This window comes from Sporichthya brevicatena (assembly GCF_039525035.1).
In the GTDB taxonomy this organism is placed as follows: Bacteria; Actinomycetota; Actinomycetes; order Sporichthyales; family Sporichthyaceae; genus Sporichthya; species Sporichthya brevicatena.
In genome coordinates, this window is sequence record NZ_BAAAHE010000030.1 from 46,783 (window position 1) to 70,937 (window position 24,155).

A 24,155-nucleotide genomic window follows, 5' to 3' on the forward strand; every position below is an offset into this window, starting at 1 on the left:
CACTGAGTGGCACCTCGCGTTGACCGGTCCTGACCCTGTTCCTAGCGTTCCGGACATGCAGCAGGCGAAGGAGCGCGACGTCACGAACGTCGACGCCGTGGTGATCGGGGCCGGCTTCTCCGGCCTGTACATGCTCCACTGTCTGCGCGACCGGCTCGGTCTCGACGTGCGCGGATTCGAGGCGGCCGGTGGCGTCGGCGGGGTCTGGTACTACAACCGGTACCCGGGCGCCCGCTGCGACTCCGACGGCTTCGTCTACTGCTACTCCTGGGACTCCGAACTCCTGCAGGAGTGGGAGTGGGGCGGCAAGTACCCCGTGCAGCCGGAGCTGCTCCGCTACCTCGAACACGTGGCGGACCGCCACGACCTGCGGCGCAGCTTCACCTTCGACACCCGCGTCACCTCAGCCGTGTACGACGAGGCGGCGGCCCGCTGGACGGTCACGACCGACGGCGGGGAGACGCTCTCCACCCGCTACCTCGTCACCGGGATCGGGCACCTGTCGATCGCCCGGTACGTCCCGGACCTCCCGGGTCTGTCGGAGTTCGGCGGCGAGTGGTACCACACCGGATCCTGGCCCCACGAGCCCGTGGACCTGCGCGGGAAGCGGATCGGCGTCATCGGCACCGGCTCCTCCGGGGTGCAGTGCATCCCGGTGGTGGCGGAGCAGGCCGAGCACCTGACGGTGTTTCAGCGGACCCCCCAGTTCAGCATCCCCGCGCGGCACGAGACCGTGGACGAGAACTTCTGGCGTGACGTCAAGGCGAACTACGACGAGATCTGGGCGCAGGCGAAGGTCTCCGCGAGCGGCTTCCCGTGGCAGCACAACGGCAAGCGGGCCCTGGAGGTCTCGGACGAGGAACGGCGCGAGACCTACGAGCGCCTCTGGCTTCACGGGGGAGTGCGGTTCGCCAACGGGTCGTTCCGCGACCTCGTCAGCGACGACGAGGCGAACCGGACCGTGTCCGAGTTCCTGCGGGAGAAGATCCGCGAGATCGTCAAGGACCCGGTGACCGCGGAGAAGCTCGTTCCGCGACACCCGTTCCTGTCCCGCCGGCCGATCGTCGACACGAACTACTTCGAGACCTACAACCGCGACAACGTGACCCTCGTCGACATCCGCGCCGAGCCGATCGTCACGCTGACGCCGGCCGGGGTCCGCACCGCCGAGGCCGAGTACCCGCTCGACGTCCTGATCCTCGCGACCGGGTTCGACGCCGTCACCGGTCCGTACTTCGGGATCGACGTCCGTGGACGGGACGGGCTCTCGCTCGTGGACGCCTGGCGCGACGGGCCCTCGGGCTACCTGGGTCTGCAGACCGCCGGTTTCCCGAACCTGTTCACGGTCACCGGGCCGGGCAGCACCCTCGGGAACCTCCCGATCACGATCGAGACGCACGTCGAGTGGATCACCGACTGCATCGCCCATCTGGAGGCGAACGGGATCCGGGAGATGGAGGCCGACGCGGCCGCCGAACGGGAGTGGATGCGCCAGGTCAACGAACAGGCGGAGAGCTCGATGATCTCCCGCGCCGACTCGTGGATCAACGGCGCGAACATTCCCGGCAAGCAGCGGGCGTACGTCTTCTACTTCGGCCACTTCGGCTACTTCCGCCGACTGTGCGCGGAGGTCGCCGCGGACGGCTACCGAGGGTTCGTGCTGCGATGACCGACATTGCACGCCTGTTCGGCATCGAGTTCCCGGTGTTCGCCTTCAGCCATTGCCGCGACGTGGTGGCGGCCGTCTCCGGGACCGGCGGGTTGGGTGTCTTCGGCGCCAGTGTGTTCACGCCGGAGGAGATCGAGATCGAGCTCGACTGGATCGACCGGCACAGCCACGGCGGCCCGTACGGGATCGACTTCGCCTTCCCGCCCCGGGCGACGGATTCCGGACCCGGTGCGGAGCCCGACCTCCCGGCGCAGCACCGTGCCTTCGTGGCGGACCTGCTGAACCGGTACGGCGTCGCCGAGTTCCCGGCGGGCACGGACGAGGAGCGGGCGACCTATCGCGGCGTCGACTTCGGGGACTACGACGAGGCGCTCGAGGTGGTCTACCGGCACCCCAACTGCCGCTTGGTGGTCAGCGCGCTCGGCACCCCACCGAGCGGGGTGGTGGAGCGGGCCCACGCCGAGGGCCGGCTGGTCGCGGCCCTCGCGGGCAAGCCCGAGCACGCCGTGCGCAGTGTGGCGGCCGGTGTCGACATCATCGTCGCGCAGGGCTCGGAAGCGGGCGGCCACGCCGGATCGGTGTCGACCATGGTGCTCGCCCCGCAGGTCGTCGACGCAGTCGCCCCGACGCCCGTGCTCGTGGCCGGGGGCATCGCGTCCGGCCGTCAGATGGCGGCCGCGATGGCGCTGGGCGGCGCCGGGGTCTGGACCGGCTCGATGTGGCTGGCCACCGAGGAGTCCGACCTCAGCCCGGAGATGGTGCAGAAGATCGTCACGGCCGACTCCTGGCAGACCGTGCAGACCCGGTCGATCACCGGCAAGCCCTGCCGGGTGGTCCGGTCGGCGTGGTCCGACGCGTGGGAGGCCGAGGGCTCGCCGAAGCCGCTGCCCATGCCGGCGCAGGGGTTCCTCGTCGAGGACGCGATGCGCCGGATCGAGCGCGCCTCCCGCGACCGTGACACGGGCGGGCTGGAACTCCTGACGTGTCCCGCTGGACAGGTGATCGGTCAGCTGACCAAGGTTTCGAAGGCGTCCCGGCTGCTGCTCGACATGGTCGAGGAGTACATCGAGTGCGTCGAGGACCTCGAGCGGCGATTGGTCGCGGAGTGAGCGCCGGACCGGAGGTGGCGGCAGTGACGCGGGCGAACGCGGTGGCGCTGGTCTTCGACCAGGACTCCGGGCTGGGCGTGGCCACCGCCCGCGCGCTGCACAAGCTCGGCGCCACGGTGGTGGTGGCCGGGCCGGACCCGTCCGGCCACGACGCCGATGTCGTCCTCCTCGAGAACGACTGGACCGACGAGGATGCCGTCGCGCAGGTGTGTGCGGCCGCGCGGGAGTACGGCCCGATCCGCAGTGCCGTGGCGATCTCCGGGCTCTCCTCGTCCCGCCGGCTCGTGGACCGGAGCGGGGGCGTTCACCCGCTGGCGGAGTTCGATCAGGCGCTCCGGCACGGACTGTGGGGCCCGTTCAACGTGCTGCGTTCGGTCGCCGCCGCGATGCGGACCAACGAACCGGACGAGAACGGTCAGCGTGGCGTCATCGTCACCACCGCGTCGGTCTCGGCCTACGACGGCCAGGTCGGGCAGGTGGCCTACGCGGCGGCGAAGGGCGGCGTCGTCGCGATGACGTTGCCCGCGGCGCGCGACCTGGCGCCGATGGGCATCCGGGTCTGCGGTGTCGCTCCCGGGCTGTTCGCGGTGCCGAAGGCCGCCGGGCTCGGCCCCGACGTCGCCCGGCCCGTCCTGTCCCCGCCCCGGTTGGGGCACCCCGAGGAGTTCGCCGAACTCGTCGGGCACATCGTGACCAACCCGTACCTGAACGCCGAGGTCATCCGCCTCGACGGTGGGCTGCGGTTGTCGGCGAAGTGATGGTGGTGGAGACCATGGGTGAGACCGACCGGACCGTGCCGGCGATCCTGCGCGCGCGAGCGGCCCAGGACCCGGACGGGACGGCGATCTGGTGCGAGGACCGCCGGACGTCCTTCCGTGAGCTGGACGTCCGGTCGGACCGGATCGCGACGGCGCTGCTCGCCGACGGCCTCCGTGCCGGCGATCGCGTCGCCTACATCGGCAAGAACTCGGAGCGCTTTCTGGAGATGCTCCACGGCTGCGCGAAGGCCGGGACCGTCCTGATCTCGGTGAACTACCGCCTCACCGCGCCGGAGATCCACTTCATCCTCGCCGACAGCCGGAGCCGGCTGCTCGCCGTCGACGCGGACCTGCTGCCGGTCGGTACGGAGGCGATCGCCGACACCGGCGTCGATCACGTCCGCGTGATGGACGGCGGCGACGACCCGCGCGACTTCGACACGTGGCGCGACGCCCAGCCCGCCGGGCCCGTCGACGTCACCCCGTGCCTCGAGGACCCGGTCCTGCAGATCTACACGAGCGGGACCACCGGCTTCCCGAAGGGCGCCGTGATCCCGCACCGCTCCTTCGCCGGGATGCTCGACCTCGCCCACAACGTCCCGCAGCAACCGCTGCGGTGGTACGAGGGCGAGTCGATCCTCTGCCCGATGCCGAACTTCCACGTCGGCGGGTCGCTGTTCCCGTTCTGGGTCACGATGCAGGGCGCCACGATCGTCCTGATGCCGAACTTCACCCCGGACGCGGTGCTCGACGCGGTGGAGACGCATTCGGCGGCCGCCTTCGTCGCCGTTCCCGAGATGCTCCAGATGATCCTGGCGAACCCCCGGACCGAGACCCTCGACTACAGCCGGCTGCGCTACATCTACTACGGCGCCGCCCCGATGTCGCCGGAGCTGCTGAAGCGGTGCATGGACACCTTCGGCTGCCGCTTCACCCAGACCTACGGCATGACCGAGCACTCGGTGATCGGGCTGCTCGGACCCGACGACCACGGCCCGGACCTCGCCGAGCGGATGCTCTCCGTCGGGCAGCGGACACCGGGGATGGAGACCGAGATCCTCGACCCCGCGGGCGATGTCGTGCCGCCGGGCGTCGTCGGCGAGATCTGCGTGAAGTCGCCGGCGATGATGCTCGGCTACTGGCGCAGCGACGGCACGGTCGACCCGTCGGTGGACGCGAACGGCTGGTTCCACACCGGCGACGCCGGGTGCTACGACGAGAGCGGCTACCTGTTCCTCAAGGACCGCATCAAGGACATGCTCATCTCCGGCGGGGAGAACGTGTACCCCGCGGAGGTCGAGCGTGTGCTCGGCGAGCACCCCGCGGTGCTCGAAGCCGCGGTGGTCGGGCTGACGGACCCTCAGTGGGGTGAGGTCCCGAAGGCCTACGTGGTCCGTCGGTCCGACGTCGACGCCGCGGACCTGCAGGCCTTCGCCCGGGAGCGCCTCGCGCGCTACAAGGTGCCGAAGGAGATCGAGTTCATCGACGCGCTGCCGCGCACCGCTTCGGGCAAGGTCCGGCGACGTGACCTCCGCGAGCGCGCTCGGCAGGAGCAAGGAGTGACGGCATGACCACAGTGACCTCAAGCGTCCGGGAGATCCGGCCGGAGGAGAGCGAGACTTTCCGGCAGAACGGATGGGTCAAGCTCGAGAGCTTCCTCTCGGCCGACGTCGCCGCGCAGTTGCTGGAGGGAGCGCAGCGGCTGCTGGGCCCCGACGGCACCGGACACACGGCCCGGCGCGGGGTCGACATCGACTTCGACTGGTTCGCCGAGTACCAGCTGCCCGGCTACGAAGGCATCGAGCCCTTTCGGTCCGTCGCGTTCGACCCGGCGATGGGCAAGGCCGCCCACGCGCTGGGGGTACGCCGCGACGTCGGGGTCCGCTACCTGCGGGACCAGGTCGTGTGCCGGCAGCCGGCGGGGCAGCGCAAGTCCGAGCCGGCCCCGCCGCACCAGGACTTCTCGGCCGCGGTCTTCGACCGCATGGGCTACGTGAACTTCTGGATCGCGCTCAACGAGATCCCGCCCGAGCGCGGCTCGTTGCGCTTCTTCTCCGGCTCGCACCGTGAGGGTCCGCTCGGCTGGCGGGACCGGGACGGGCAGCTCTCCCCGAGCGGCCGTTCGCTGCTGGAGACCTACCCGGACCTGGCCGAGCGGTGCCCGCCGTCCGAACCGCTGCACCTGCGCCCCGGCGACGCCACCGCGCACACGATGCTCACCGTCCACGAGTCGCCGGGGAACTTCACCGACGAACCGCGGTGGAACCTGATCAACCTCTATGTGCCCGAGGACGTCGTCTACACCGGGCTGGTGCGGGGCGGCATCGAGCCGCTGGTCGACGTCGGTCAGCCGCTCGACCATCCGCGGTTCCCGGTGATCTGGCGACCGGGCGACTGAGGGGGAGCGCGGTGATCGACCCGACGGGGTACCGGCACGTCGAACTCGACGCGCGGAACAACGGCGTCCTGGTGGCGCGGTTGAACCGCCCCGAGCGGCTGAACGCGATCAACGACCGGCTGCACCACGAGCTCGCGCGTCTGACGTACGACGTCGACCTCGACCCGGACGTCGACGTCCTGGTGCTCACGGGCGCCGGGCGTGCCTTCACCGCGGGCGGCGACCTGCACGAGCCGATGGACACCACCCCGACGGCGGCGACCTACAAGATCGGCCGGCAGGTGGTGGACAACCTTCTGGCGCTGGACAAGCCGGTGATCGCGGCCGTCAACGGGCCGGCCCGCGGGCTCGGGGTGACCCTGGCCCTCCTCTGCGACGTCGTCTACGCCCACCGTGGCGCGACGTTCGCCGACACCCACGCGCTGATCGGGGCCGGCGCCGGCGACGGAGCCCAACTCGTCTGGCCGCTGCTCGCGGGACCCAACTGGGCGAAGTACTACCTGATGACCGGCGAGACGGTCTCGGCCGAGGACGCGCACCGCCTCGGCCTCGTCAACTTCGTGGTCGACGGCGACGTGGAGGCCGCGGCGGTCGAACTGGCCGACCGGCTCGCCGCCGGCAACCAGCGGGCGATCCGCGCCTCGAAGGTGGCGGTCAACGCCCAGATGCGTGCCCTGGCGGCGTGGGTGGTCCCGTACGGGCTCGTCGCCGGCCAGGTCACCCCGGACCACACCCCGCACTGGCCGGACGCGCGACCGCAGTCCGGCCGGGCACCCGTCCCAGGCTGATAGTTCGTCAGATTGCCCGTTCGTCAGTCGTCACGTCGTTGCGCAACCGAGAAATGAGGAGACCGCCATGGTGGAACGCGTCAGCGACGCCCGCATGGACGCGCTGTTCGAGAAGGTCAAGAACTGGGGCCGCTGGGGTGACGACGACGAGCGCGGGACCCTCAACCTGCTGACGCCGGAGCACACGGCGCGGGCCGCCCGGAACGTCGTGGGCCGCACGGTGAACTGCGGGCGGGTGCTGCCGGTCGCTCCGTCGGTGGAGAACCCGGTCCCGGCGCAGCACATGATGATCCTCGCGGGCGACGCCCGGCACGGGACCGGCGTCCCGGGCGCCGAGGCGTGCATCGACTACATCGGGCTCGCCTTCCACGGGCTCGGGGTCTCCCACCTCGACGCGCTCTGCCACGTCTTCCACGAGGGCGTCATGTACAACGGGCGCCCGGCGTCGGACGTGATGAGCACCGGGGCGACGCGCAACAGCGTCATGGCGATGGCGGGCGGGGTCGCCTCGCGCGGCGTGCTCCTCGACATCCCGCGGACCCGCGGTGTCGACTGGCTCGAGCCCGGGGACGGCGTCACTCCGGACGACCTCGACGCGGCGTGCGAGGCCCAGGGCGTTCAGGTCGGTCCCGGGGACATCCTGCTGGTCTCGACAGGCCGCGACGCCCGCCGCGAGGCCGAGGGACCGTGGGACCCCGGGCACGGCCTGGCCGGTCTCGACGGTGAATGCGTGCCGTGGCTCGCCGAGCGGGACATCGCGATGCTCGGTTGCGACGGCGCCAACGACATCATGCCGCCGAACACGAACCGCTGGCCGCTGCCGATCCACGTGTGCTGTCTGGTCGCGATGGGCGTGCACCTGCTCGACAACCTCGACCTGTCCGGCCTGGCCGCGGTGTGCGAGGAGGAACGGCGCTGGGAGTTCCTGTTCACCGTCAGCCCGCTGCAGATTCAGGGTGGTACCGGTTCGCCGGTGAACCCGGTCGCGGTCGTGTAGCGGTGATCGACCTCAAGGGCGAGATCGCGGTCGTCACCGGCGGTGCGTCCGGGATCGGCCGCGGTGTCGTCGAGCTGCTGGTGCAGTGCGGGGCCGTCGTCGCGATCGTCGACCGGGACGCCGACGCGATGGCGGTCACGCTCGAGGGCCTCGGGTCGGCACCGGAGGTCGCCGCCTTCGTCACCGACGTGACGGTGCTGGACGAGGTGCACGAGATGCGCCGGCAGGTCCTCACGGACCTCGGGACGCCGACGATCCTCGTCAACAGCGTCGGGTGGGACCGTCCGATGCCGTTCCCGGACACGGATCCGGCGTTCTGGAAGGAGGTCCTGGACCTCAACCTGCTCAGCACGCTGACGGTGACCCACGAGTTCTTCGGTCTGATGCTGGAGCAGGCGCGCGGCGGGCGGATCGTCAACATCGCCAGTGAGGCCGGCCGGATCGGCAGTCTCCACGAGGCGCTGTACTCCAGTGCCAAGGGAGCGGTGATCGCGTTGACCAAGGCGCTGGCCCGCGAGGGTGCACGACACGCGGTCACCGTGAACTGCGTCTGTCCCGGCGTCATCGACACACCGCTCTACCGGTCGATGCCCGACCCGCACGCCGCGTCCCGGGTCCGGGCCATTCCCATGCGGCGGTTGGGCATTCCGGAGGACGTCGCGGCCGCGGTCGTCTTCCTCGCCTCCCCGGGGGCCGCGTACATCACCGGGCAGGTGCTGTCGGTCAGCGGCGGCCTGACGATGGTCGGGTGACGGCGTGGCACTGACGCCCACGAAGGACTCGGTCGACATCGGGATCGTCACCAACGACCCCGGACCGATGCTCGGCTTCTACCGCGGCGTGGTCGGGTTGGTCCCCGACGGGGAGACCCCGCTCCCCGGTGGCGTGAGTTACCGCCTCCGCTGCGGGACGACCGTGGTGAAGCTGCTCGCCCTGCGCAAGCCGCTGCCGGCCCGGTCGGCCCCGGGCGGGATCTACGCCTCCACGGGTCTGCGGTACTGGACGATCTCGGTCCCGGACGTGACGGTGCTGCTCGCCGACTGCGAGACGGCCGGGGTCCCGATCGCGGTGCCGTTGACCGAGTACGCGCCCGGCCGCCGGATGGTGATCGTCGAGGACCCCGACGGTAACTGGGTCGAGTTCGTCGACGCGCGCCCGAACTAGGCCCGTGGCACCCTCAGCGTCCGCGGATCCTCCGCTCACCGGCGTCCGTGTGCTCGAACTGGCCGGGCTGGGGCCGGTCTCCTTCGCCGGGATGATGCTCGCCGACCTCGGGGCGACGGTGCTCCGCGTCGACCGCCCCGAACCGCCGGCGGTCCCGGCCGAGGCTCGCCGCCGGGTCGACGTCCTCGGCCGGGGCAAGCAGTCGGTCGTCCTGGACCTGCGGGCGCCGGGGGCGGCCGATGAGCTGCTCGACCTCGTCGCCTCGTGCGACGTGCTGATCGAGGGGTACCGACCCGGGGTGACCGAACGGCTCGGTGTGGGTCCGGGTCCGTGCCACGAACGCAATCCGGCCCTGGTCTACGTCCGCCTGACGGGCTACGGGCAGGAGGGGCCGTTGGCCCAGGAGGTCGGGCACGACCTGAACATCCTGGCCGTCAGCGGTGTGCTCGACGAGGTGGGGCGGGCGGGACAGGCCCCGACGCCGCCGCTCAATCTCGTCGCGGACTACGGCGGGGGCGGGATGCTCGCGGTGGTCGGTGCGCTCGCCGCGCTGACCGACGCCCGGCGGACCGGGCGTGGTCGCGTCGTGGACGCCGCCATGTGCGACGGCGCGATGCTGCTCGCGAGCGCGACGTACGCGTTCGACCCGCCGGGGCCGCGCGGGACCAACCTGCTCGACTCCGGGGCGCCGTTCTACGAGGTCTACGAGACCTCCGACGGGCAGCACGTCGCGGTGGGAGCGCTGCTGGACCCGTTCTGGCGCGCCCTGCTCGAGGTGCTCGGTCGGGCCGACGACCCGCGGTGGCGCGACCGGCGCGCGGCGGACTGGCCGGCGCTCAAGAGCGAGCTCCGGGAGATCTTCGCCGGGCGCACCCGGGCGGAGTGGCTGGACGCCTTCGCCGGGACCGCCGCCTGCGTGTCCCCGGTGCTGCGGCGCGACGAGCTCGCCGACTTCCCGCACCACGCCGCCCGCCGGGCGCTGATCGAGGTCGACGGAGTCCCGGTACCCGCCCCGGCTCCCCGCTTCGCCCCCCCCGCCGAACCTGCATAAGAGATGTCATCTCCAGTGCATTGCTTTGGAGATGACATCTCTTGTGCAGGGGCACTCACGACTGAGCGCGGAGGGCGGCGAGCAGACCGCCGAAGCGTCGGGGTGAGGGGATGTCACCCGGGCGGTTGAACCGGATGCGGTCGACGAGGCCGGAGAACTGCCGGTGGAGCGCGGCCGCCACCTCCTCCTCGGTGCCGGACGCGCACATCGCGTCGAGCACCTCGTCGGACACCAGCGGCACCATGTCGTCCCAGCGTCCCTGCTTCGACAGCGCGTTCAGTTCGTCGTGGAGATCGCCCCAGCCGTGGAGGTCGAGCACCGGGCGGTAGGCGGGCGTGGAGCCGTAGAAGGAGATCTGGCGACGTACCGCCTCGCGGTCGGCCTCGTCGAGCGCGACGAAGGGGGAGTGGGCGATCTCCAGCGGTGCGGCCCCGTCGGGACGGTGCCGCTCCAGCGTCGGCCGGATGACCTCGCGGAGGTAGCGCTCGGTGCAGAACGAGTGCACGAACAACCCGTCCGCGACCTCGGCGGTGGTCTGCAGCATCTTCGGGCCGACGGCGGCGAGGAACACCTTGGGCGGTCCGTACGGGTTCGGGGCCGGGGTGAAGTTCGGCGTCATCAGGGAGTGCTCGTAGAACTCCCCGCGGTGGTCCAGACGCTCGCCGGTCTCCCAGGTCCGCCAGATCGCGCGCAGAGCGGTGACGAACTCGTGCATGCGGGCCGCCGGTCGTCCCCACGGCATCGAGAAGCGCTTGGCCACGTGCGGGCGGATCTGACTGCCGAGCCCGAGCACGAACCGGCCGCCGGAGAACCGCTGCAGGTCCCAGGCGGGGTAGGCGACCGTCATCGGCGTCCGGGCGAAGGCGATGGCCACCGACGGCCCGATCTCGACCTGCCGGGAGTGCTCCGCGGCGAGGGTGAGCGCGACGAACGGGTCGTTGACGGTCTCGGTGTTCCAGGCCCCGTCGAAGCCGAGCTCGTCGCAGGCGCGGACGTCCTCGGCGATGGTGGTGAGGTCGTTGCGCAACCGGGCGTCGATCCGCAACCGGGGTTCGGTCACGCCGTCACCGGGGCCAGGTTGAGCCCGGGCAGGAGCAGGTGGCCGGCCTCGACGGGCAGGGTGGCCCCGGTGATCGCGGCGGCCAGGTCCGAGTTGAGGAACAGGGCGGCGTCGGCGATCACCTGGGGGTCGAGAAACCCGGTGCCGCGCAGGGCGTGGAAGGCGTGGCCGCCCGCGAGCATGTCCTCGCGCGTGCCGCCCTCGCGTCCGGCGAACATGTCGTAGACCGCCGGCTGGTTGACCATCGGGGTGTCGATCGCGCCCGGGCAGATCGCGTTGCAGCGGACCCCGAACGGGGCGAGCTCGAGCGCGATGTTCTTCATCAGTCCGACCACCCCGTGCTTCGCCGCGCAGTAGTGCGCGTAGTTCTGGCCGGGTTCGACGCCGTTGGCCGAGGAGATGACGACGATCGACCCGGCCCGGCGCTCCATCATGTGCGGGGCGACCGCCTTGGCGCTGTGCCACACACCCGTGAGGTTGACCGCGAGCATCTCCTCCCACTGCGCGTCGGTGAGTTCCCAGAACGGCGCGCGGGTCCAGATGCCGGCGTTCGCGACCAGGATGTCGATCCGGCCGAACTCCGCCACGCCCTGCGCGACGACGGCGTCGAGGGCCGCCTGGTCCCGGACGTCGGCCGCCGCCGTGAGGACCCGGCGGTCGTGCTCCTCGACGCCCCGGGCGGTCTCGGCGAGCTCCTCCGCGGTCCCGAGCGGGTACGGCACCGAGGGCAGGTCGTCGGGGACGTCCACCGCGATGACGTCCGCGCCCTCGCGGGCACAGGTGAGGGCGTGCGCCCGCCCCTGCCCCCGGGCCGCTCCGGTCACCAGCGCGACCTTGCCGTCGAGAAGTCCCATGGCTCGCTCCGATCGTCGGGTGGTGCGGTTTCGGCAGCGTGTTTCAGGCTGCGTGTTCGGGTTGCTGCTCGTCGATGACGGCGATCAGTTGCTGGGGCTGCACCTGGTCGCCGGGGGAGACGGTGAGGCGGCTCAGCGTTCCGGCGGCGGGCGCGGTGACGGTGTGCTCCATCTTCATCGCCTCCAGCACGACGAGGGCCTGACCCGGCGTCACGGACTCGCCGGTCGCGGCGAGCACGCGGACGACCGTCCCGGGCATGGGGGCGAGCAGGGAGCCCGGGGCCGCGACGGACCCGGGTTCGGGCAGTCGCGGCAGTTCCACCAGAGTGGCGGCGCCGTCCGGTCCGTCGACGTAGGTGCGGTCGCCGACGGTGTGGACGCGGTAGCTCCGGCGGACCCCGCCGCTCTCCAGCACGACCCGTTCGGGGACGGCGGTGACGAGCCGGCAGGGGAGAGCCTCGCCGTCGACCGCGACGTCCACGTCCCGGCCGAAGGCACCGCGGTCGTGGAACGTGTAGGTGACCGCGTACGTCCGGTCGCCGACGGCGTAGGAGACCGACTGCGGCGGGGCGGGCACGTTGCGCCAGCCCGACGGGAACCCGGCGAGCGCCGGGGCCGCGGAGCGGTTGCGGGCCTGACGGGCCAACGCCGCCACCGTGGCGTGGATGCGAGCCGCCGCGCCGGACTGAGGGTTCGTCAGCTCCGGGTGACGGTCCAGGTATCCGGTGTCGGCGCGTCCGGCGAGGAACTCCTCGTCGCCGAGGAGGCCCACGAGCAGGTCGCGGTTGGTGACGACGCCGTGGAGCTCGGCCCGGGCGAGGACACGAGCCAGTCGTCGCGCGGCCTCGTCCCGGGTCCCGCCGTGGGCGACGACCTTCGCGAGCATGGCGTCGTAGTGCGGGCCGACGACGGAGCCGTCCGACACCCCGGCGTCCACGCGAACCCCGGCCGGGGTGGGGACGTGGAACCGGTCGAGGGTGCCGGTGGTCGGGAGGAACCCGGCCGGGACGTCCTCGGCGTAGAGGCGGACCTCGATCGCGTGGCCGTCGAGGCGCGCGGCCCGCACACTCTCCGGCAGCGGACGGCCCTCCGCGACCTGGAGCTGGAGCGCGACCAGGTCGAGCCCGGTGACCATCTCGGTCACGGGGTGCTCGACCTGCAGGCGGGCGTTGACCTCGAGGAAGTGGAACGCCCCGCTCTCTTCGAGGAGGAACTCGACGGTCCCGGCGTTGGTGTAACCGATCGCCCGGCCCGCCGCGACGGCCGCCGCACCGAGGTCCGCGCGCAGCTGCGCGTCGACCGCGGGGGAGGGGCACTCCTCGACGATCTTCTGGTGCCGGCGCTGGATCGAGCAGTCCCGCTCGAACAGGGAGACGACCGTGCCGTGGTGGTCGCCGAGGATCTGCACCTCCACGTGCCGGGGCCGCTCGACGTACCGCTCGAGGAAGACCGTGCCGTCCCCGAAGGCCGAGGCGGCCTCACGCGCGGCCTGCTCGAGGGCGCCGGCCAACTCGTCCGGGTTCCGCACGACGCGCATGCCGCGGCCACCGCCGCCGAAGGCGGCCTTGACGAGGACCGGGTAGCCGATCCGGTCGGCCGCCGCCCGGGCGTCGTCCCCGGGTCCCACGGTCGCGCCCGGGAGCACCGGGACGCCGGCGGCGGCCATGACGGCCTTGGCCTCCAGCTTGGACCCCATGGCCGCGATGGCCGCGGGGGACGGACCGACGAAGGTCAGCCCGGCGTCCTGGCAGTCGCGGGCGAACCCGGAGTTCTCGGACAGGAAGGCGTAGCCGGGATGGACGGCGTCCGCGCCCGTGCTGCGCGCGGCGGCGATCACCGAGTCCCCGCGCAGATAGGTCTCGGCCGGGGTGGCGCCGGGCAGGCGGACCGCCTCGTCGGCCAGCGCCACGAACGGGGCGTCCGCATCCGGGTCCGAGTACACGGCGACGGTGGCGATCCCGAGGTCGTGCGCGGTGCGCTGGACGCGGACGGCGATCTCCCCGCGGTTCGCGACGAGGAGCTTACGGACAGGACGGAACGTCATGACGGAGCCTCACATCCGGAAGACGCCGAAGCCGCGGCGTCCGCTGACCGGGCCCGAGTGGGCAGCCGACAGGGCCATCCCGAGCACCGTGCGGGTGTCCCGCGGGTCGACGACGCCGTCGTCGTAGAGCCGGGAGGAGACGGCGAACGCGTGTGACTCGCCGTCGATCTGTGCCTCGATCGCTCGCGTGCGGTCGGCGTCGGCCTCCTCGTCGAAGGGCCGTCCCTGCGCGGCGGCGGAGGCCCGGCCGACGAGCGAGAGCACCCCGGCCAACTGGGTCGCCCCCATGACGGCGAGCCGCGCCCCCGGCCAGGAGAACAGGAGGCGTGGGTCGAAGGCGCGCCCCGCCATGCCGTAGTTCCCGGCTCCGAACGACGAGGCCATGTTCACGGTCAGGTGCGGGACCGTGCTGTTGGTGACGGCGTTGATCATCTTCGCGCCGTCCTTGACGATGCCGCCCTCCTCGTAGCGCCGACCGACCATGTAGCCGGTCGTGTTCTGGAGGAAGACCAGGGGGACGTCGGAGGCGTTCGCGAGCAGGATGAACTCGGTGGCCTTCTTCGCCTCCTCGCTGAACAGCACCCCGCGGTGATTCGCGAGGATTCCGACCGGGTACCCGTGCAGCGTCGCCCACCCGGTGACGAGGGACGTGCCGTAGAGCGGCTTGTACTCGTCGAAGTCGGAGTCGTCGACGGTGCGGGCGATCACCTCCCGCGGGTCGAAGGGAATCTTCGGGTCGGCCGAGACGATGCCGAGGATCTCGTCCGGGTCGTACCGGGGATCCCTCACGTGCGGGGCGGGCGGCGGACCCTGCTTGCGCCAGCCGAGGCGTGCGACGATCTGCCGGCCCAGCCGGATCGCGTCGAGTTCGTCGGCCGCCAGGTGGTCGGAGAGGCCGGAGATCCGTGAGTGCATCTCGGCGCCGCCGAGTGACTCGTCGTCGGACTCCTCGCCGGTCGCCATGCGGACCAACGGCGGGCCGCCGAGGAAGACCTTCGCCTGCCGGTCCACGAGAACGGCGTAGTCGCACATCGCCGGCACGTACGCACCGCCGGCGGTGGAGTTTCCGAAGACGAGCGCGACCGTCGGGATCGCGAGGGCGGAGAGCTCGGTGAGCTCGTGGAAGATCCGCCCACCGGGGACGAACAGGTCGGCCTGCGTCGGCAGGTCCGCCCCGGCGGACTCCACCAGGTTGACGACCGGCAGCCGGTTGATGCGGGCGATCTCCAGCGCGCGCAGGATCTTGCGCAGGGAGTAGGGGTTCATCGCCCCGCCGCGCACGGTCGGGTCGTGTCCGACGACGACGCACTCGACGCCGGACACCACCCCGATCCCGGTGACCGTCGAGGCGCCGACCGTGAAGGAGGTGCCCCACGCGGCGAGGGTCGAGAGCTCGAGGAAGGGGGAGTCCGGATCGAGCAGCAGGGCGATGCGCTCCCGGACCGGCAGCTTCCCCCGTTCCCGGTGCCGCCGGAGGGCGCTCTCGCCGCCGCCGGCCGCGGCGACCGCGAGCTGCTCCGTCAAGGCGGTGAGCAGCTCGAGCTGGTGGGCGCGGTTGGACGTGTACGTCTCGGACGTCAGGTCGAGCGCAGACCGCAGCACGGTCATCAATGACCTCCGGGACGGCCAGGAACGGATGGCCGACCTTAGCGATTCCGGAGCGCCGAGCACAAGATTGTATGCAATTTAGTAGGCAATCGGCCTCAGCTGGACGGTGACGCGAGTGCAGCGTGGAGGTCGCTCACGGTGAGGTCGCGGTGCGCGTCCATCAGGGCGACGACCTGCTCGTGGTCGCCCTGGCGCAGTGCGGTGATCATCCGGCGGTGTTCGCGGACGATCCGCTTGCGCCCGTCGCTGTCGTAGAGGTGCAGCGTCCGGTACGGCTCGCTGCGGCGCCACAGCTTCTCGATCTCGGCCACGACGAGGTCGAGGCCGGACAGGCCGAACACCGCGAAGTGGAAGGCCTGGTTGGTGGCGAGAATCTCCGCGACGTCCGCGCGCTCGACGGCCTCGCCGATGGCGTCGTTGAGTGCCGCAAGTTCCTTGACCTGCAGCGATGTTAGACGGGGGAGCGCGCGCAGCACCTCGGTCTCCAGGGCCCGGCGCATCAGGTAGATCTGGGCGAGCTCGGCCGCGTTCAGCCGGGCGACCGTGTAGCCGACGTTGGGTTCGTGGTCGAGGATGCCCTCGGCCGCCAGCGCCTTGAGTGCCTCGCGGACCGGGATCCGGCTCACCCCCAGGCGGCCGGCGAGGGCCTCCTGGCGGACCTGCTGCCCCGGCACGAGCTGACGGCTCCGGAGCAGGGCGCGAATCTCGGAGATCGCGCGCTCCACCGTCGTGGTCCGCTGCGGGGGAGCGGGTTCGATCGCGGCCATCGGCACCTCCCGGACCAGCCTAACGTTCCGATCGCTGGGTCGGCCGCTGGACATTGGATACAAAATTGTGTCCGATATGGCGATGAGGGCAGGGGTGCCCGGGTGAGCGGAGGACGGCGATGAGCCTGCCGGACGATCGGGTCACGGACTGGGCCCGGGTGTTCCGACCGCGCTCGGTGGCGTTGGTCGGAGTGTCCGGGCGACCGGGACACCCGATGGCGCGGCCGCTGGAGTGGCTGCGGGACCGCGGCTACGCCGGGCGAGTGCTGCCGGTCAATCCGAAGTACTCCGAGCTCGGGTCGTTGCCGTGTCATGCGGACCTGGCCGCGGTGCCGGGTCCGGTCGACCTGGTGCTGTGCCTGACCCCGGCCGAGAACGTCGTCGCGACCGTGGAGGCGGCCGGTGCCGTCGGCGCGGCGGCCGTCGTCGTCTTCGCCTCCGGGTTCGCGGAGGTCGGAGCGGACGGGGCGGCGCTCCAGGCCGACCTCGTCGCGGCCGCGCGGGCGGCCGGTGTCCGGGTGATCGGACCGAACTGTCAGGGACTGTTCGTCGCCCGCAGCCGCCTCTTCGCGACGTTCTCGGCGGCCGCCGCGCGACCGCTCGAGACCGGCAGCGGCATCGCGTACGTCGGGCAGAGCGGCGCGGTGGGTGGATCGCTGCTGGACCTGGCCGCGGCCCGCGGCCTCGATCTCAGTGCCTGGGTCAGCACCGGTAACCAGGCCGACGTCGACCTCACGGAGATCGGGCGCGTCCTGGTGGCCGATCCGGAGATCCGGGTCCTCGCGATGTACACCGAGTCCCTCCCCCGGGGGGAGGACTACGCGCGCCTGGCCGTCGAGGCGGAGGCGGCCGGCACCGCGCTGGTCGTGCTCCGCAGTGGGCGCAGCGAGACCGGGCGCCGGGCCGCGCTCTCCCACACCGGGGCAATGCTCGGCGACCACCCGGCGTTCGACCTGGTCTCCCGGGAGCACGGAGTCGTGCTCGTCGACGACGTGGAGGAGATGCTCGCGGCCGCGGCCCTGCTCCGCGGGCAGGCCCGGCCGACCGGGCGCCGCGTCGCCGTTCTCACCAGTTCCGGTGGGGCGGGCATCCTCGCCGCGGACCGGTGCGCCGACGCCGACCTCTCCGTCCCGCAGCTCAGTTCCGCGACCCAGGAGGCGCTGACTGCCCTGGTCCCGTCGTTCGGGGCGGTGCAGAACCCGGTCGACGTCACCGCGCAGCAGTTCAACGACGGGGGCGACGCGTTCGCCCGGGTGTGCGCGACCGTACGGGCCGACGCGAGCATCGACGCGGTGGTCGTCGTCCTCACGATGCTGGTCGGCGAGGTGGCCCGGACGCTCGCGGTCGACCTCGCCCGGGTGGTGCGGGACGCGCCCGCCGGCGCCCCGCCCCTCGTCGTCGTGTGGATGGCCGGGGAGGACGCCACCGCCGAGGCGCGCCGCATCCTCACGGACGCCGGGGTCCCGGTCCTGTCGTCGGTGGCGTTGGCCGCCCGGGTCCTGGGCGCCGCCGCTCCGTCGCCGGTCGCATCGCCCGTGGCGGTCGACGGGGCGTCCGTCGGCGGATTCGCCGACGGCTGGGAGCTCCTCGCCCGCCTGGGGGTGCGGACTCCCGAAGCCGTCCTGATCGAGTCGGCGGAGGCCGCGGCCGCCGCCGTCGCGAAGGTCGGCGGTCGTGCCGTGTTGAAGGCGGTCGCGCCCGGGCTGGAGCACAAGACCGAGCTCGGCGGGGTGCGGCTCGACGTGCCGGCGGATCGCGCGGTCGTGGAGGCCGCGGAGCTCCTGTCGTCGGTCCCGGGGGCGCAGGCGGTGCTGGTGCAGGAGCAGATCCCGGGGGGAGTGGAGCTGCTGGTGTCGGTGACCGCCCCGGCGGACGGGTGGCCCGGGGTCCTCACCGTCGGCCGGGGCGGCACCGAGGTCGAACTGCACCGCGATCTCGCCCACGCTCTCGCGCCCGTCAGCGCCGACACCGCGCGGGCCCTGCTCTCCTCGCTGCGGTGCTGGCCCCTGCTCGCCGGTCATCGGGGTGCGCCCGCGCGTGACGTCGAGGCCGCGGTGGCGGCCGTGGAGCGGATCAGCCGGGCCGGCCGAGCGCCGGGGGTGCGCGAACTCGAGGTGAACCCGTTGGTGGTGGGCCGGAGCGGAGCGGTCGCGGTGGACGTCCTGCTGGACCGCGGCCAGTCTGACTGACTGTCAGATGCGCCGGAGCACTTCCTCCGGGACGCCCCAGTGCTCCCGTAGCCAGGTGAAGTCCTTGGACCGGAAGCCGGCGCACTCGCGCTGGACGACGAGGGCCCAGGCGGCGTCGCGGGCCTCGGTCAGGGCCGTCTCGACGCGATCGGGGTCGGCGCCGGTCTCGAGGACCGACGCGTAGGCCGTGAGGGCCTCGTTCAGCCGGACGCCGGCGCGGCCGAGGGTGTTGGCGCGTTCGCCGGAGAGCTCCTTGAGCACGGACTCGTGGTAGCTCCAGCTCCGGCGAAGATCACGCATCCCTCCACGGTACGTGGGTCGTGGCCGGAGCGTCGTCAGCTCTGGGCAGCGTGCCCGTTGAAGTGGGGGAGCGCGCCGGTCTCGGCGACGTGGGCGGCGATCTCGCGCAGCTTGCGGTTCTGGTCCTGGCTGTGGGCGCGCAGGACGTCGAACGCCTGCTCGCGGGTGAGCTGCTCGTTGACCATGAGGACGCCGATCGCGATCCCGATCTCCCGCGCGGTCCCCAGGGCCTGCTGCAGCTCCTCGGCCCGGCGCCGGTCGGCGATCGAGTTCAGCCCCAGCGCCGAGTAGGTGGCCATCAGCCGCCCGGTGGCCACGGCTCCGGCGTCGAAGGCGTCGACGGCGCAGCTGAAGACGTTGAGCGCGGCGATGGTGTCCTTGACGTCCATCGTCAGGCGGAACGCCATCATGCTGCGGACGCCGAACTCGTCGGCGACGCGGCGGCCGAAGGTCGGCCAGCGCTCGTCGGTCCGCAGGTCGCGGACGAGGACGTCGTTCTCCTCCAGGATCGCGTCGACGCACGGCCCGGAGCCGACCGCGTACTGGATCGCGTCCGCCCGCTCGGCCCGCGGGTCCGTGCTGGCCATCGTGCGGAACTCGCCGCCGGCCAGGGTCGTGATGCTGACCCACTCCGCTGGCTCGATCCGCGCCTGGGCCACCCGCGCGACCGCGGCGAGGAGGTCCTGCTCGTCCGCGATCGCCAGCGTCACGCGGCCGAGGGCGACGAAGTCGTCCGCCAACGCCAGCAGCGTCCCGGCGAGATCCGGCCGTTCGTCCACGCTTCGTCGTCCTGTCGAGTGGTGTCCGCGCCGGAGATTCGCGCGGATCGGGGGTGGGGAGGCCGACTTTCGTTCGCCGACGCGGCCCCTGTCAACCGAAAGGTGCGCTAGTGTCGAGATGTCCGACTCCGCTGAAGACACCGGCGGTGCGACTTTCTAAGGCACCCATGGATCTCACCGTCTCAGTGGAAACACAAGGCGTCAGCACGGTCGCGCACGTCCGCGGCGAGCTCGACGCCCACACGGCCCCCGTGCTGCGTTCCGTGCTCTCCGACCTCGCCGATCAGGGCGCGACGGACGTGATCGTCTCCCTCCGTGACGTCACGTTCGTGGACTCCAGCGGCCTCGGCGTCCTCGTCGGCGGGCTCAAGCGCCTGCGCACCGTCGGCGGGACCCTCCGCCTGGCCGCGATCAACGAGCGTGTGCTCCGGGTCGTGCGGATCACCGGGCTCGACACCGTCTTCGAGATCCACCCGGACGTCTCCTGCGCGGTCGGCGTCGACTGACCGCGGGCCCGTCCCGCGGGGTCAGGCGGCCTGGCGCCAGGCCTCGGCCACGTCGGCGAGGCTGCGGGCCCGCCGCGCGCGGTCCAGGCTCGGGGTGACGACGACGATCTCGTCGACCTGGGCCTGCTCCTTGAGCTCCAGCAGGCGCTCGGCCACGGCCTTGGCCTCCCCGACCACCATGCGGGTGCGGTCCCGCTCGGCGCGGCGGAAGGACTCCGAGCGCGCCAGCTCGACGATGTCCTGCGGGCGCAGCGGGTCCTTGATGCCGCGGGCGAGGTTGCGCATCATCAGCGTCCACGCCGCCTCGAACTCGGCGACGTCGTCGGGGTCGTCGCTGGCGAACGTCAGCACGGACATGACGGAGTAGGGCTCGTCGCCGGGACGGCGGGGTTCGAACTCGCGGCGGTAGGCGCGCAGGGCCTCGACGGCGATCTCGGGGCTCATGTGGTGGGCGAACGCCGCGCGCAGGCCGTTGACGGCCGCGAACCGGGTGCCGTAGCCGCTGGAGCCGAGCACGAACATCTCCGGCTGCTCCTCGATCACCGGCGCGGCGACCAGCGGTGCGTACGGGTGGCCCTCGGGGAAGCCGTCGCCGAGGAACGCGACCAGCTCGGCGACCTGCCCGGGGAACTCGGCCCCGGGGTCGATGTTCAGCCCGCGGCGCAGCACGTGGGCCGTGAGCGGGTCGGTGCCCGGTGCACGGCCGAGGGCGAGGTCGATCCGCCCCGGGTGCATGGCGAGCAGGGTGCGGAAGAGCTCCGCGACCTTGAACGCCGCGTGGTTCGGCAGCATGATCCCCGCCGCGCCCACGCGGATCCGCTCGGTCTGCGCCGCAATGTGCGCGATCAGGATCTCCGGCGCACTGCAGGCGAGGCTGCGCATGTTGTGGTGCTCGGACACCCAGTAGCGGTGGTAGCCGGCGGCCTCCACCCCGCGCGCGATCTCCACCGCGCCGCGGATCGAGTCGCCGGCGGTCTCGCCGTACTCGATCCCCACGAAGTCCAGTACGCCGACGGGCAGGGTCTCGGTCACCGCTGAAGTTTCACTCACGACAGGTGCAGCGACGGACGGGGCGGTGTCATTCCCGCCGGAACTGCTCCGCGTACCGGGCGTACCAGCGCAGGGCGTCGGGGTCGTCGACGGCGGCGATGTTCGCGGCCCGCTCCAGGGGCGTGCCGCGGAGCAACTTCTTGATCGGGACCTCGAGGCGCTTGCCGGACAGGGTGTGGGGGACCGCCGGGGCCTCGACGATCTCGTCGGGGACGTGCCGGGGGGACAGGCGGGTGCGCAGGGTGTCGACGATCTTCTGCCGGAGCGCGTCGTCCAGCGCGTGCCCCGGCGCGGGCACCACGAACAGGCCGAGCCAGTACCCGTCGTCGGGCAGGTCGTTGCCGATGACCAGCGTCTCGGTGATCTCCGGCATCGTCTCGAGCACGTCGTAGAAGTCGCTGCTGCCGAGACGCACTCCGTGCCGGTTGAGTGTGGCGTCCGAGCGGCCGTGGACGGTGATGCTGCCGTCGGAGTGCATCGTCACCCAGTCGCCGTGGCGCCACACGCCGGGCCAGGTGTCGAAGTACGCCTCGGTGTAGCGGGCGGCGTCGGGGTCGTTCCACAGGTGGACCGGCATCGACGGCATCGGCTGGGTGACGACGAGTTCGCCGACGGCGTCGACCAGCGGCTTGCCGTCGTCGTCCCAGGCCGCGCAGTCGCAGCCCGCGAGCTTGCCGCCGATGCGCCCGACCTGGACCGGGGCGTACTCGTTGCCGCCGACGAACGCGCCGCTGACGTCGGTGCCGCCGCTCGTGGAGTCGATGCGGACGTCGGGGCTGATGTGCTCCATGACCCAGCGGTAGCCGTCCGACGGCAGCGCCGACCCGCTGACCATGACGTGCCGCAGGCCACTCAGGTCGAACTCGCGCCGCGGGGAGATGCCGGACTTCGACGTCGCCGTCACCACCGCCGCGCCGAGCAGGACGACGTGCGCGCCGGTGCGTGCGGCCGCCTCCCACACCGCTCCGACGGGGTGGTTGAAGCTGCCCTCGTAGAGCACGATGCTCGCGCCGGTGGCGAGGGCGTTGATCTGCATGTTCCACAGCGCCCACCCGGTCGAGGTGTACGCGAAGAGGCGCTCGTTCGGGTCGAGACCCGCGTACAGGCCGGCCCACTTCAGGCCTTCGAGGGTGATGCCGCCGTGCCCGTGCACGAGGCCCTTCGGCAGGCCCGTCGTCCCGGAGGTGAACAGCACCCACAGCGGGTGCGAGAACTCGACCGGCTCGAACTCCGCCGGGGCGTCCTCGGCGAGCAGGTCGCCCCAGGGCGTCGAGTTCTCCGGGTGCGGCCGGTCGAACACGTACGGGACGTGGACGAAGTGACGGAGCGTCGGAAGTTGGGCGCGCAGCTCGGCGACGACGTCGCTGCGGTCGACCTCCTTGCCGTTCCAGTGGTAGCCGTCGGTGGCGATCAGCACGGTCGGCTCCAGCTGGGCGAGGCGGCCGATCGTGCCCTCGGCGCCGAAGTCGGGTGAGCAGCACGCCCACACCGCGCCGACCGTCCCGGCCGCGAGGGCGCCGATCACCGCGTGCTCGGTGTTCGGCAGATAGGCGACGACCCGGTCCCCGGGCCGGACCCCGGCGCGGCGCAGCCACCCCGCCGCGGCGGCGACCGCCCGGCGCAGGTCCGCCCGGGTGATCTCGCGGGCCGGCGTCCCGCCCTCGGTCAGGCAGACGAGCGCGACGTCGTCGTCCGCGCCGGGCCGGAGCAGGTGTTCCGCCCAGTTCAGCCGCGCCCCGGGGAACCACCGGGTGCGGGGCATCGGGTCGGCGGTGCGGACCTGCGTCCACGGGGTGGAGAAGTGCACGTCGTAGTACTCGGCCAGGGAGGTCCAGAACCGGTCGATGTCCTCGACCGACCAGGCCCACAGGGCGTCGTGGTCGGGGAACGGGCGGGCCTCGCGGGACTCGAGCCAGTCCAGGTATGCGCGCAGCGGGGAGGCGGCGATGCGGGCGGGCGAGGGTTCCCTGAGGGTTTCGGCTCCGGACGCGTCGGCATTCATCCGAAAACCATAGGAGGTGTGGCTAGGGTCACTCCCACCTGACAACGCACGGCAAGGAGGCCGCACGCATGAGGCTCGCTCTGTACCTTCCGAACTTCCGGACCAAGGTCACCCTCAAGGAGATCGAGGACCTGACGGCGCTCGCCGAGCAGCTCGACTTCGACTCGGTGTGGACCCTGGACCGGATCGTCGTCCCCGAGGCGTCGGACCGCCAGGAGCTGCAGTACTCCTTCGGCATGATGTCGGAGTTCCCGAAGGGCATGCCGGTCGCCGCCCGGGGCGAGTGGTTCCAGGGGTACCCGCTGATTCCGTACCTCGCGGCGAAGACGTCGAAGCTGCGCGTCGGCATGAGCATCATCGACACCCCCTACCGGTCGCCGGGCGTGCTCGCGACCGAGCTCGCGACGATCGACCACCTCGCCGGCGGACGCCTCAACGTCGGCGTCGGGTCCGGATGGATGCCCGAGGAGTTCGCGGCGGCCAGCGCGTCGGACATCTTCCCGCGCCGCCACGCGCACGTGCGGGAGACGATCGAGATCATGCAGGGCATCTGGAGCAACGACCTCTTCGAGTACCACGGTGAGTTCGCGGACTTCGACCTGTGCGGCTTCGGGCACAAGCCCCTGCAGAAGCCCGGCCCGCCGATCTACTTCTCCGGCCTCAAGGACCCGAAGCGCTCGGCGAAGCGCATCGCGAAGTACGGCCTCCAGGGCTGGATCGGCATCCAGGACACGCCCGAGGAGATCGCCCGCTGGAAGACCGAGATCAACAACGAGCTCGGCGAGATGGGCAAGGCGCTGCCGGACAACTTCGACATGTGCTCGATGATCTGGTTCGTCATCACCGACGTGGACATGGACCAGTCCCCGGCCGGCAAGGGCACCAACCTGCTCGTCGGCTCCGTCGGCCAGATCACCGACCGGCTCAAGGCCTACAAGGAAGCCGGCATGACGATGCCGCTGCTGTGGCCGCCGTTCGCCGACGTCCCGACCGAGAAGACGATGGACGACCTCAAGCGCCTCGCCGAGGAGATCCTGCCGAAGGTCAACGCGGGCTGATCGT

General features: G+C 71.9%; 22 protein-coding genes. 13 read left to right on the forward strand and 9 right to left on the reverse strand.

Annotated features, from left to right (window positions below):
* The first annotated feature begins 55 nt into the window (after nucleotides 1-55).
* The 10 genes from ABD401_RS17265 to ABD401_RS17310 all read left to right on the forward strand — a co-directional run bounded on the left by ABD401_RS17265 (nucleotide 56) and on the right by ABD401_RS17310 (nucleotide 9,934).
* Entirely contained in the window at nucleotides 56-1,669 is a 1,614-nt protein-coding gene (locus ABD401_RS17265) for a flavin-containing monooxygenase (protein ID WP_344606965.1), read from the forward strand.
* Nucleotides 1,666-2,778, forward strand: a complete 1,113-nt coding sequence (locus ABD401_RS17270; protein WP_344606967.1) for a nitronate monooxygenase — start codon at nucleotides 1,666-1,668, stop codon at nucleotides 2,776-2,778. Before ABD401_RS17265 ends, ABD401_RS17270 begins: the two co-directional genes overlap by 4 nt.
* A gap of 23 nt (nucleotides 2,779-2,801) precedes the next feature.
* Entirely contained in the window at nucleotides 2,802-3,536 is a 735-nt protein-coding gene (locus tag ABD401_RS17275) for an SDR family NAD(P)-dependent oxidoreductase (protein WP_344606969.1), read from the forward strand.
* Nucleotides 3,537-3,550: 14 nt separating this feature from the next.
* A complete protein-coding gene (locus ABD401_RS17280; RefSeq protein ID WP_344606971.1) occupies nucleotides 3,551-5,107 on the forward strand; it encodes a long-chain-fatty-acid--CoA ligase in 1,557 nt (518 codons plus the stop codon).
* Complete coding sequence (locus tag ABD401_RS17285; protein ID WP_344606973.1) at nucleotides 5,104-5,934, forward strand: phytanoyl-CoA dioxygenase family protein; 831 nt, start codon at nucleotides 5,104-5,106, stop codon at nucleotides 5,932-5,934. The genes ABD401_RS17280 and ABD401_RS17285 overlap by 4 nt, the downstream gene beginning before the upstream one ends.
* Nucleotides 5,935-5,945: 11 nt before the next feature.
* A complete protein-coding gene (locus ABD401_RS17290) occupies nucleotides 5,946-6,722 on the forward strand; it encodes an enoyl-CoA hydratase-related protein (RefSeq protein ID WP_344606975.1) in 777 nt (258 codons plus the stop codon).
* Between the two features lie 67 nt (nucleotides 6,723-6,789).
* On the forward strand, nucleotides 6,790-7,719 hold the full coding sequence (locus ABD401_RS17295; RefSeq protein ID WP_344606977.1) for a cyclase family protein: 930 nt from the start codon (nucleotides 6,790-6,792) through the stop codon (nucleotides 7,717-7,719).
* Between the two features lie 2 nt (nucleotides 7,720-7,721).
* Complete coding sequence (locus ABD401_RS17300) at nucleotides 7,722-8,471, forward strand: SDR family NAD(P)-dependent oxidoreductase (RefSeq protein WP_344606979.1); 750 nt, start codon at nucleotides 7,722-7,724, stop codon at nucleotides 8,469-8,471.
* Nucleotides 8,472-8,475: 4 nt separating this feature from the next.
* Nucleotides 8,476-8,883, forward strand: a complete 408-nt coding sequence (locus ABD401_RS17305; RefSeq protein WP_344606981.1) for a VOC family protein — start codon at nucleotides 8,476-8,478, stop codon at nucleotides 8,881-8,883.
* A 4-nt stretch (nucleotides 8,884-8,887) separates the two neighbouring features.
* Nucleotides 8,888-9,934 carry a CaiB/BaiF CoA transferase family protein gene (locus ABD401_RS17310; protein ID WP_344606982.1) on the forward strand — a complete coding sequence of 349 codons (1,047 nt, stop codon included), beginning with the start codon at nucleotides 8,888-8,890 and terminating at the stop codon, nucleotides 9,932-9,934.
* A 55-nt stretch (nucleotides 9,935-9,989) separates the two neighbouring features.
* On the opposite strand, the gene ABD401_RS17315 is transcribed toward ABD401_RS17310, so the two are convergent.
* The 5 genes from ABD401_RS17315 to ABD401_RS17335 all read right to left on the reverse strand — a co-directional run bounded on the left by ABD401_RS17315 (nucleotide 9,990) and on the right by ABD401_RS17335 (nucleotide 16,267).
* Complete coding sequence (locus tag ABD401_RS17315; RefSeq protein WP_344606984.1) at nucleotides 9,990-10,994, reverse strand: TIGR03617 family F420-dependent LLM class oxidoreductase; 1,005 nt, start codon at nucleotides 10,992-10,994, stop codon at nucleotides 9,990-9,992.
* Nucleotides 10,991-11,848: a mycofactocin-coupled SDR family oxidoreductase gene (locus tag ABD401_RS17320; protein ID WP_344606986.1), complete on the reverse strand. Its 858-nt coding sequence runs from the start codon at nucleotides 11,846-11,848 to the stop codon at nucleotides 10,991-10,993. Before ABD401_RS17320 ends, ABD401_RS17315 begins: the two co-directional genes overlap by 4 nt.
* A 43-nt stretch (nucleotides 11,849-11,891) precedes the next feature.
* On the reverse strand, nucleotides 11,892-13,892 hold the full coding sequence (locus ABD401_RS17325) for an acetyl/propionyl/methylcrotonyl-CoA carboxylase subunit alpha (protein ID WP_344606988.1): 2,001 nt from the start codon (nucleotides 13,890-13,892) through the stop codon (nucleotides 11,892-11,894).
* 9 nt (nucleotides 13,893-13,901) lie between these two features.
* The gene (locus ABD401_RS17330; RefSeq protein ID WP_344606990.1) at nucleotides 13,902-15,500 is read right to left on the reverse strand and encodes an acyl-CoA carboxylase subunit beta; all 1,599 of its coding nucleotides are present in this window, start codon (nucleotides 15,498-15,500) and stop codon (nucleotides 13,902-13,904) included.
* 95 nt (nucleotides 15,501-15,595) lie between these two features.
* Nucleotides 15,596-16,267 carry a GntR family transcriptional regulator gene (locus ABD401_RS17335; RefSeq protein WP_344606992.1) on the reverse strand — a complete coding sequence of 224 codons (672 nt, stop codon included), beginning with the start codon at nucleotides 16,265-16,267 and terminating at the stop codon, nucleotides 15,596-15,598.
* 119 nt (nucleotides 16,268-16,386) lie between these two features.
* On the opposite strand from ABD401_RS17335, the gene ABD401_RS17340 reads away from it, so the two are divergent.
* Nucleotides 16,387-18,456, forward strand: a complete 2,070-nt coding sequence (locus tag ABD401_RS17340) for an acetate--CoA ligase family protein (RefSeq protein ID WP_344606994.1) — start codon at nucleotides 16,387-16,389, stop codon at nucleotides 18,454-18,456.
* A gap of 3 nt (nucleotides 18,457-18,459) precedes the next feature.
* Here ABD401_RS17340 and ABD401_RS17345 read toward each other — a convergent pair whose 3' ends face one another.
* Nucleotides 18,460-18,756 (reverse strand): DUF6665 family protein, encoded by a 297-nt coding sequence (locus ABD401_RS17345; RefSeq protein ID WP_344606996.1) that lies wholly within the window; start codon nucleotides 18,754-18,756, stop codon nucleotides 18,460-18,462.
* Nucleotides 18,757-18,791: 35 nt separating this feature from the next.
* Nucleotides 18,792-19,535, reverse strand: a complete 744-nt coding sequence (locus tag ABD401_RS17350) for a GAF and ANTAR domain-containing protein (RefSeq protein ID WP_344606998.1) — start codon at nucleotides 19,533-19,535, stop codon at nucleotides 18,792-18,794.
* A gap of 167 nt (nucleotides 19,536-19,702) precedes the next feature.
* Here ABD401_RS17350 and ABD401_RS17355 point away from each other — a divergent pair, with 167 nt between their 5' ends.
* A complete protein-coding gene (locus tag ABD401_RS17355; RefSeq protein ID WP_344607000.1) occupies nucleotides 19,703-20,041 on the forward strand; it encodes an STAS domain-containing protein in 339 nt (112 codons plus the stop codon).
* 21 nt (nucleotides 20,042-20,062) lie between these two features.
* Here ABD401_RS17355 and ABD401_RS17360 read toward each other — a convergent pair whose 3' ends face one another.
* Both ABD401_RS17360 and ABD401_RS17365 read right to left on the reverse strand, forming a co-directional pair.
* A complete protein-coding gene (locus ABD401_RS17360) occupies nucleotides 20,063-21,073 on the reverse strand; it encodes an LLM class flavin-dependent oxidoreductase (RefSeq protein WP_344607002.1) in 1,011 nt (336 codons plus the stop codon).
* Between the two features lie 46 nt (nucleotides 21,074-21,119).
* Nucleotides 21,120-23,093 carry an acetoacetate--CoA ligase gene (locus tag ABD401_RS17365; RefSeq protein WP_344607004.1) on the reverse strand — a complete coding sequence of 658 codons (1,974 nt, stop codon included), beginning with the start codon at nucleotides 23,091-23,093 and terminating at the stop codon, nucleotides 21,120-21,122.
* Nucleotides 23,094-23,161: 68 nt separating this feature from the next.
* Here ABD401_RS17365 and ABD401_RS17370 point away from each other — a divergent pair, with 68 nt between their 5' ends.
* Entirely contained in the window at nucleotides 23,162-24,151 is a 990-nt protein-coding gene (locus ABD401_RS17370; protein ID WP_344607006.1) for an LLM class flavin-dependent oxidoreductase, read from the forward strand.
* Nucleotides 24,152-24,155 lie beyond the last annotated feature (4 nt).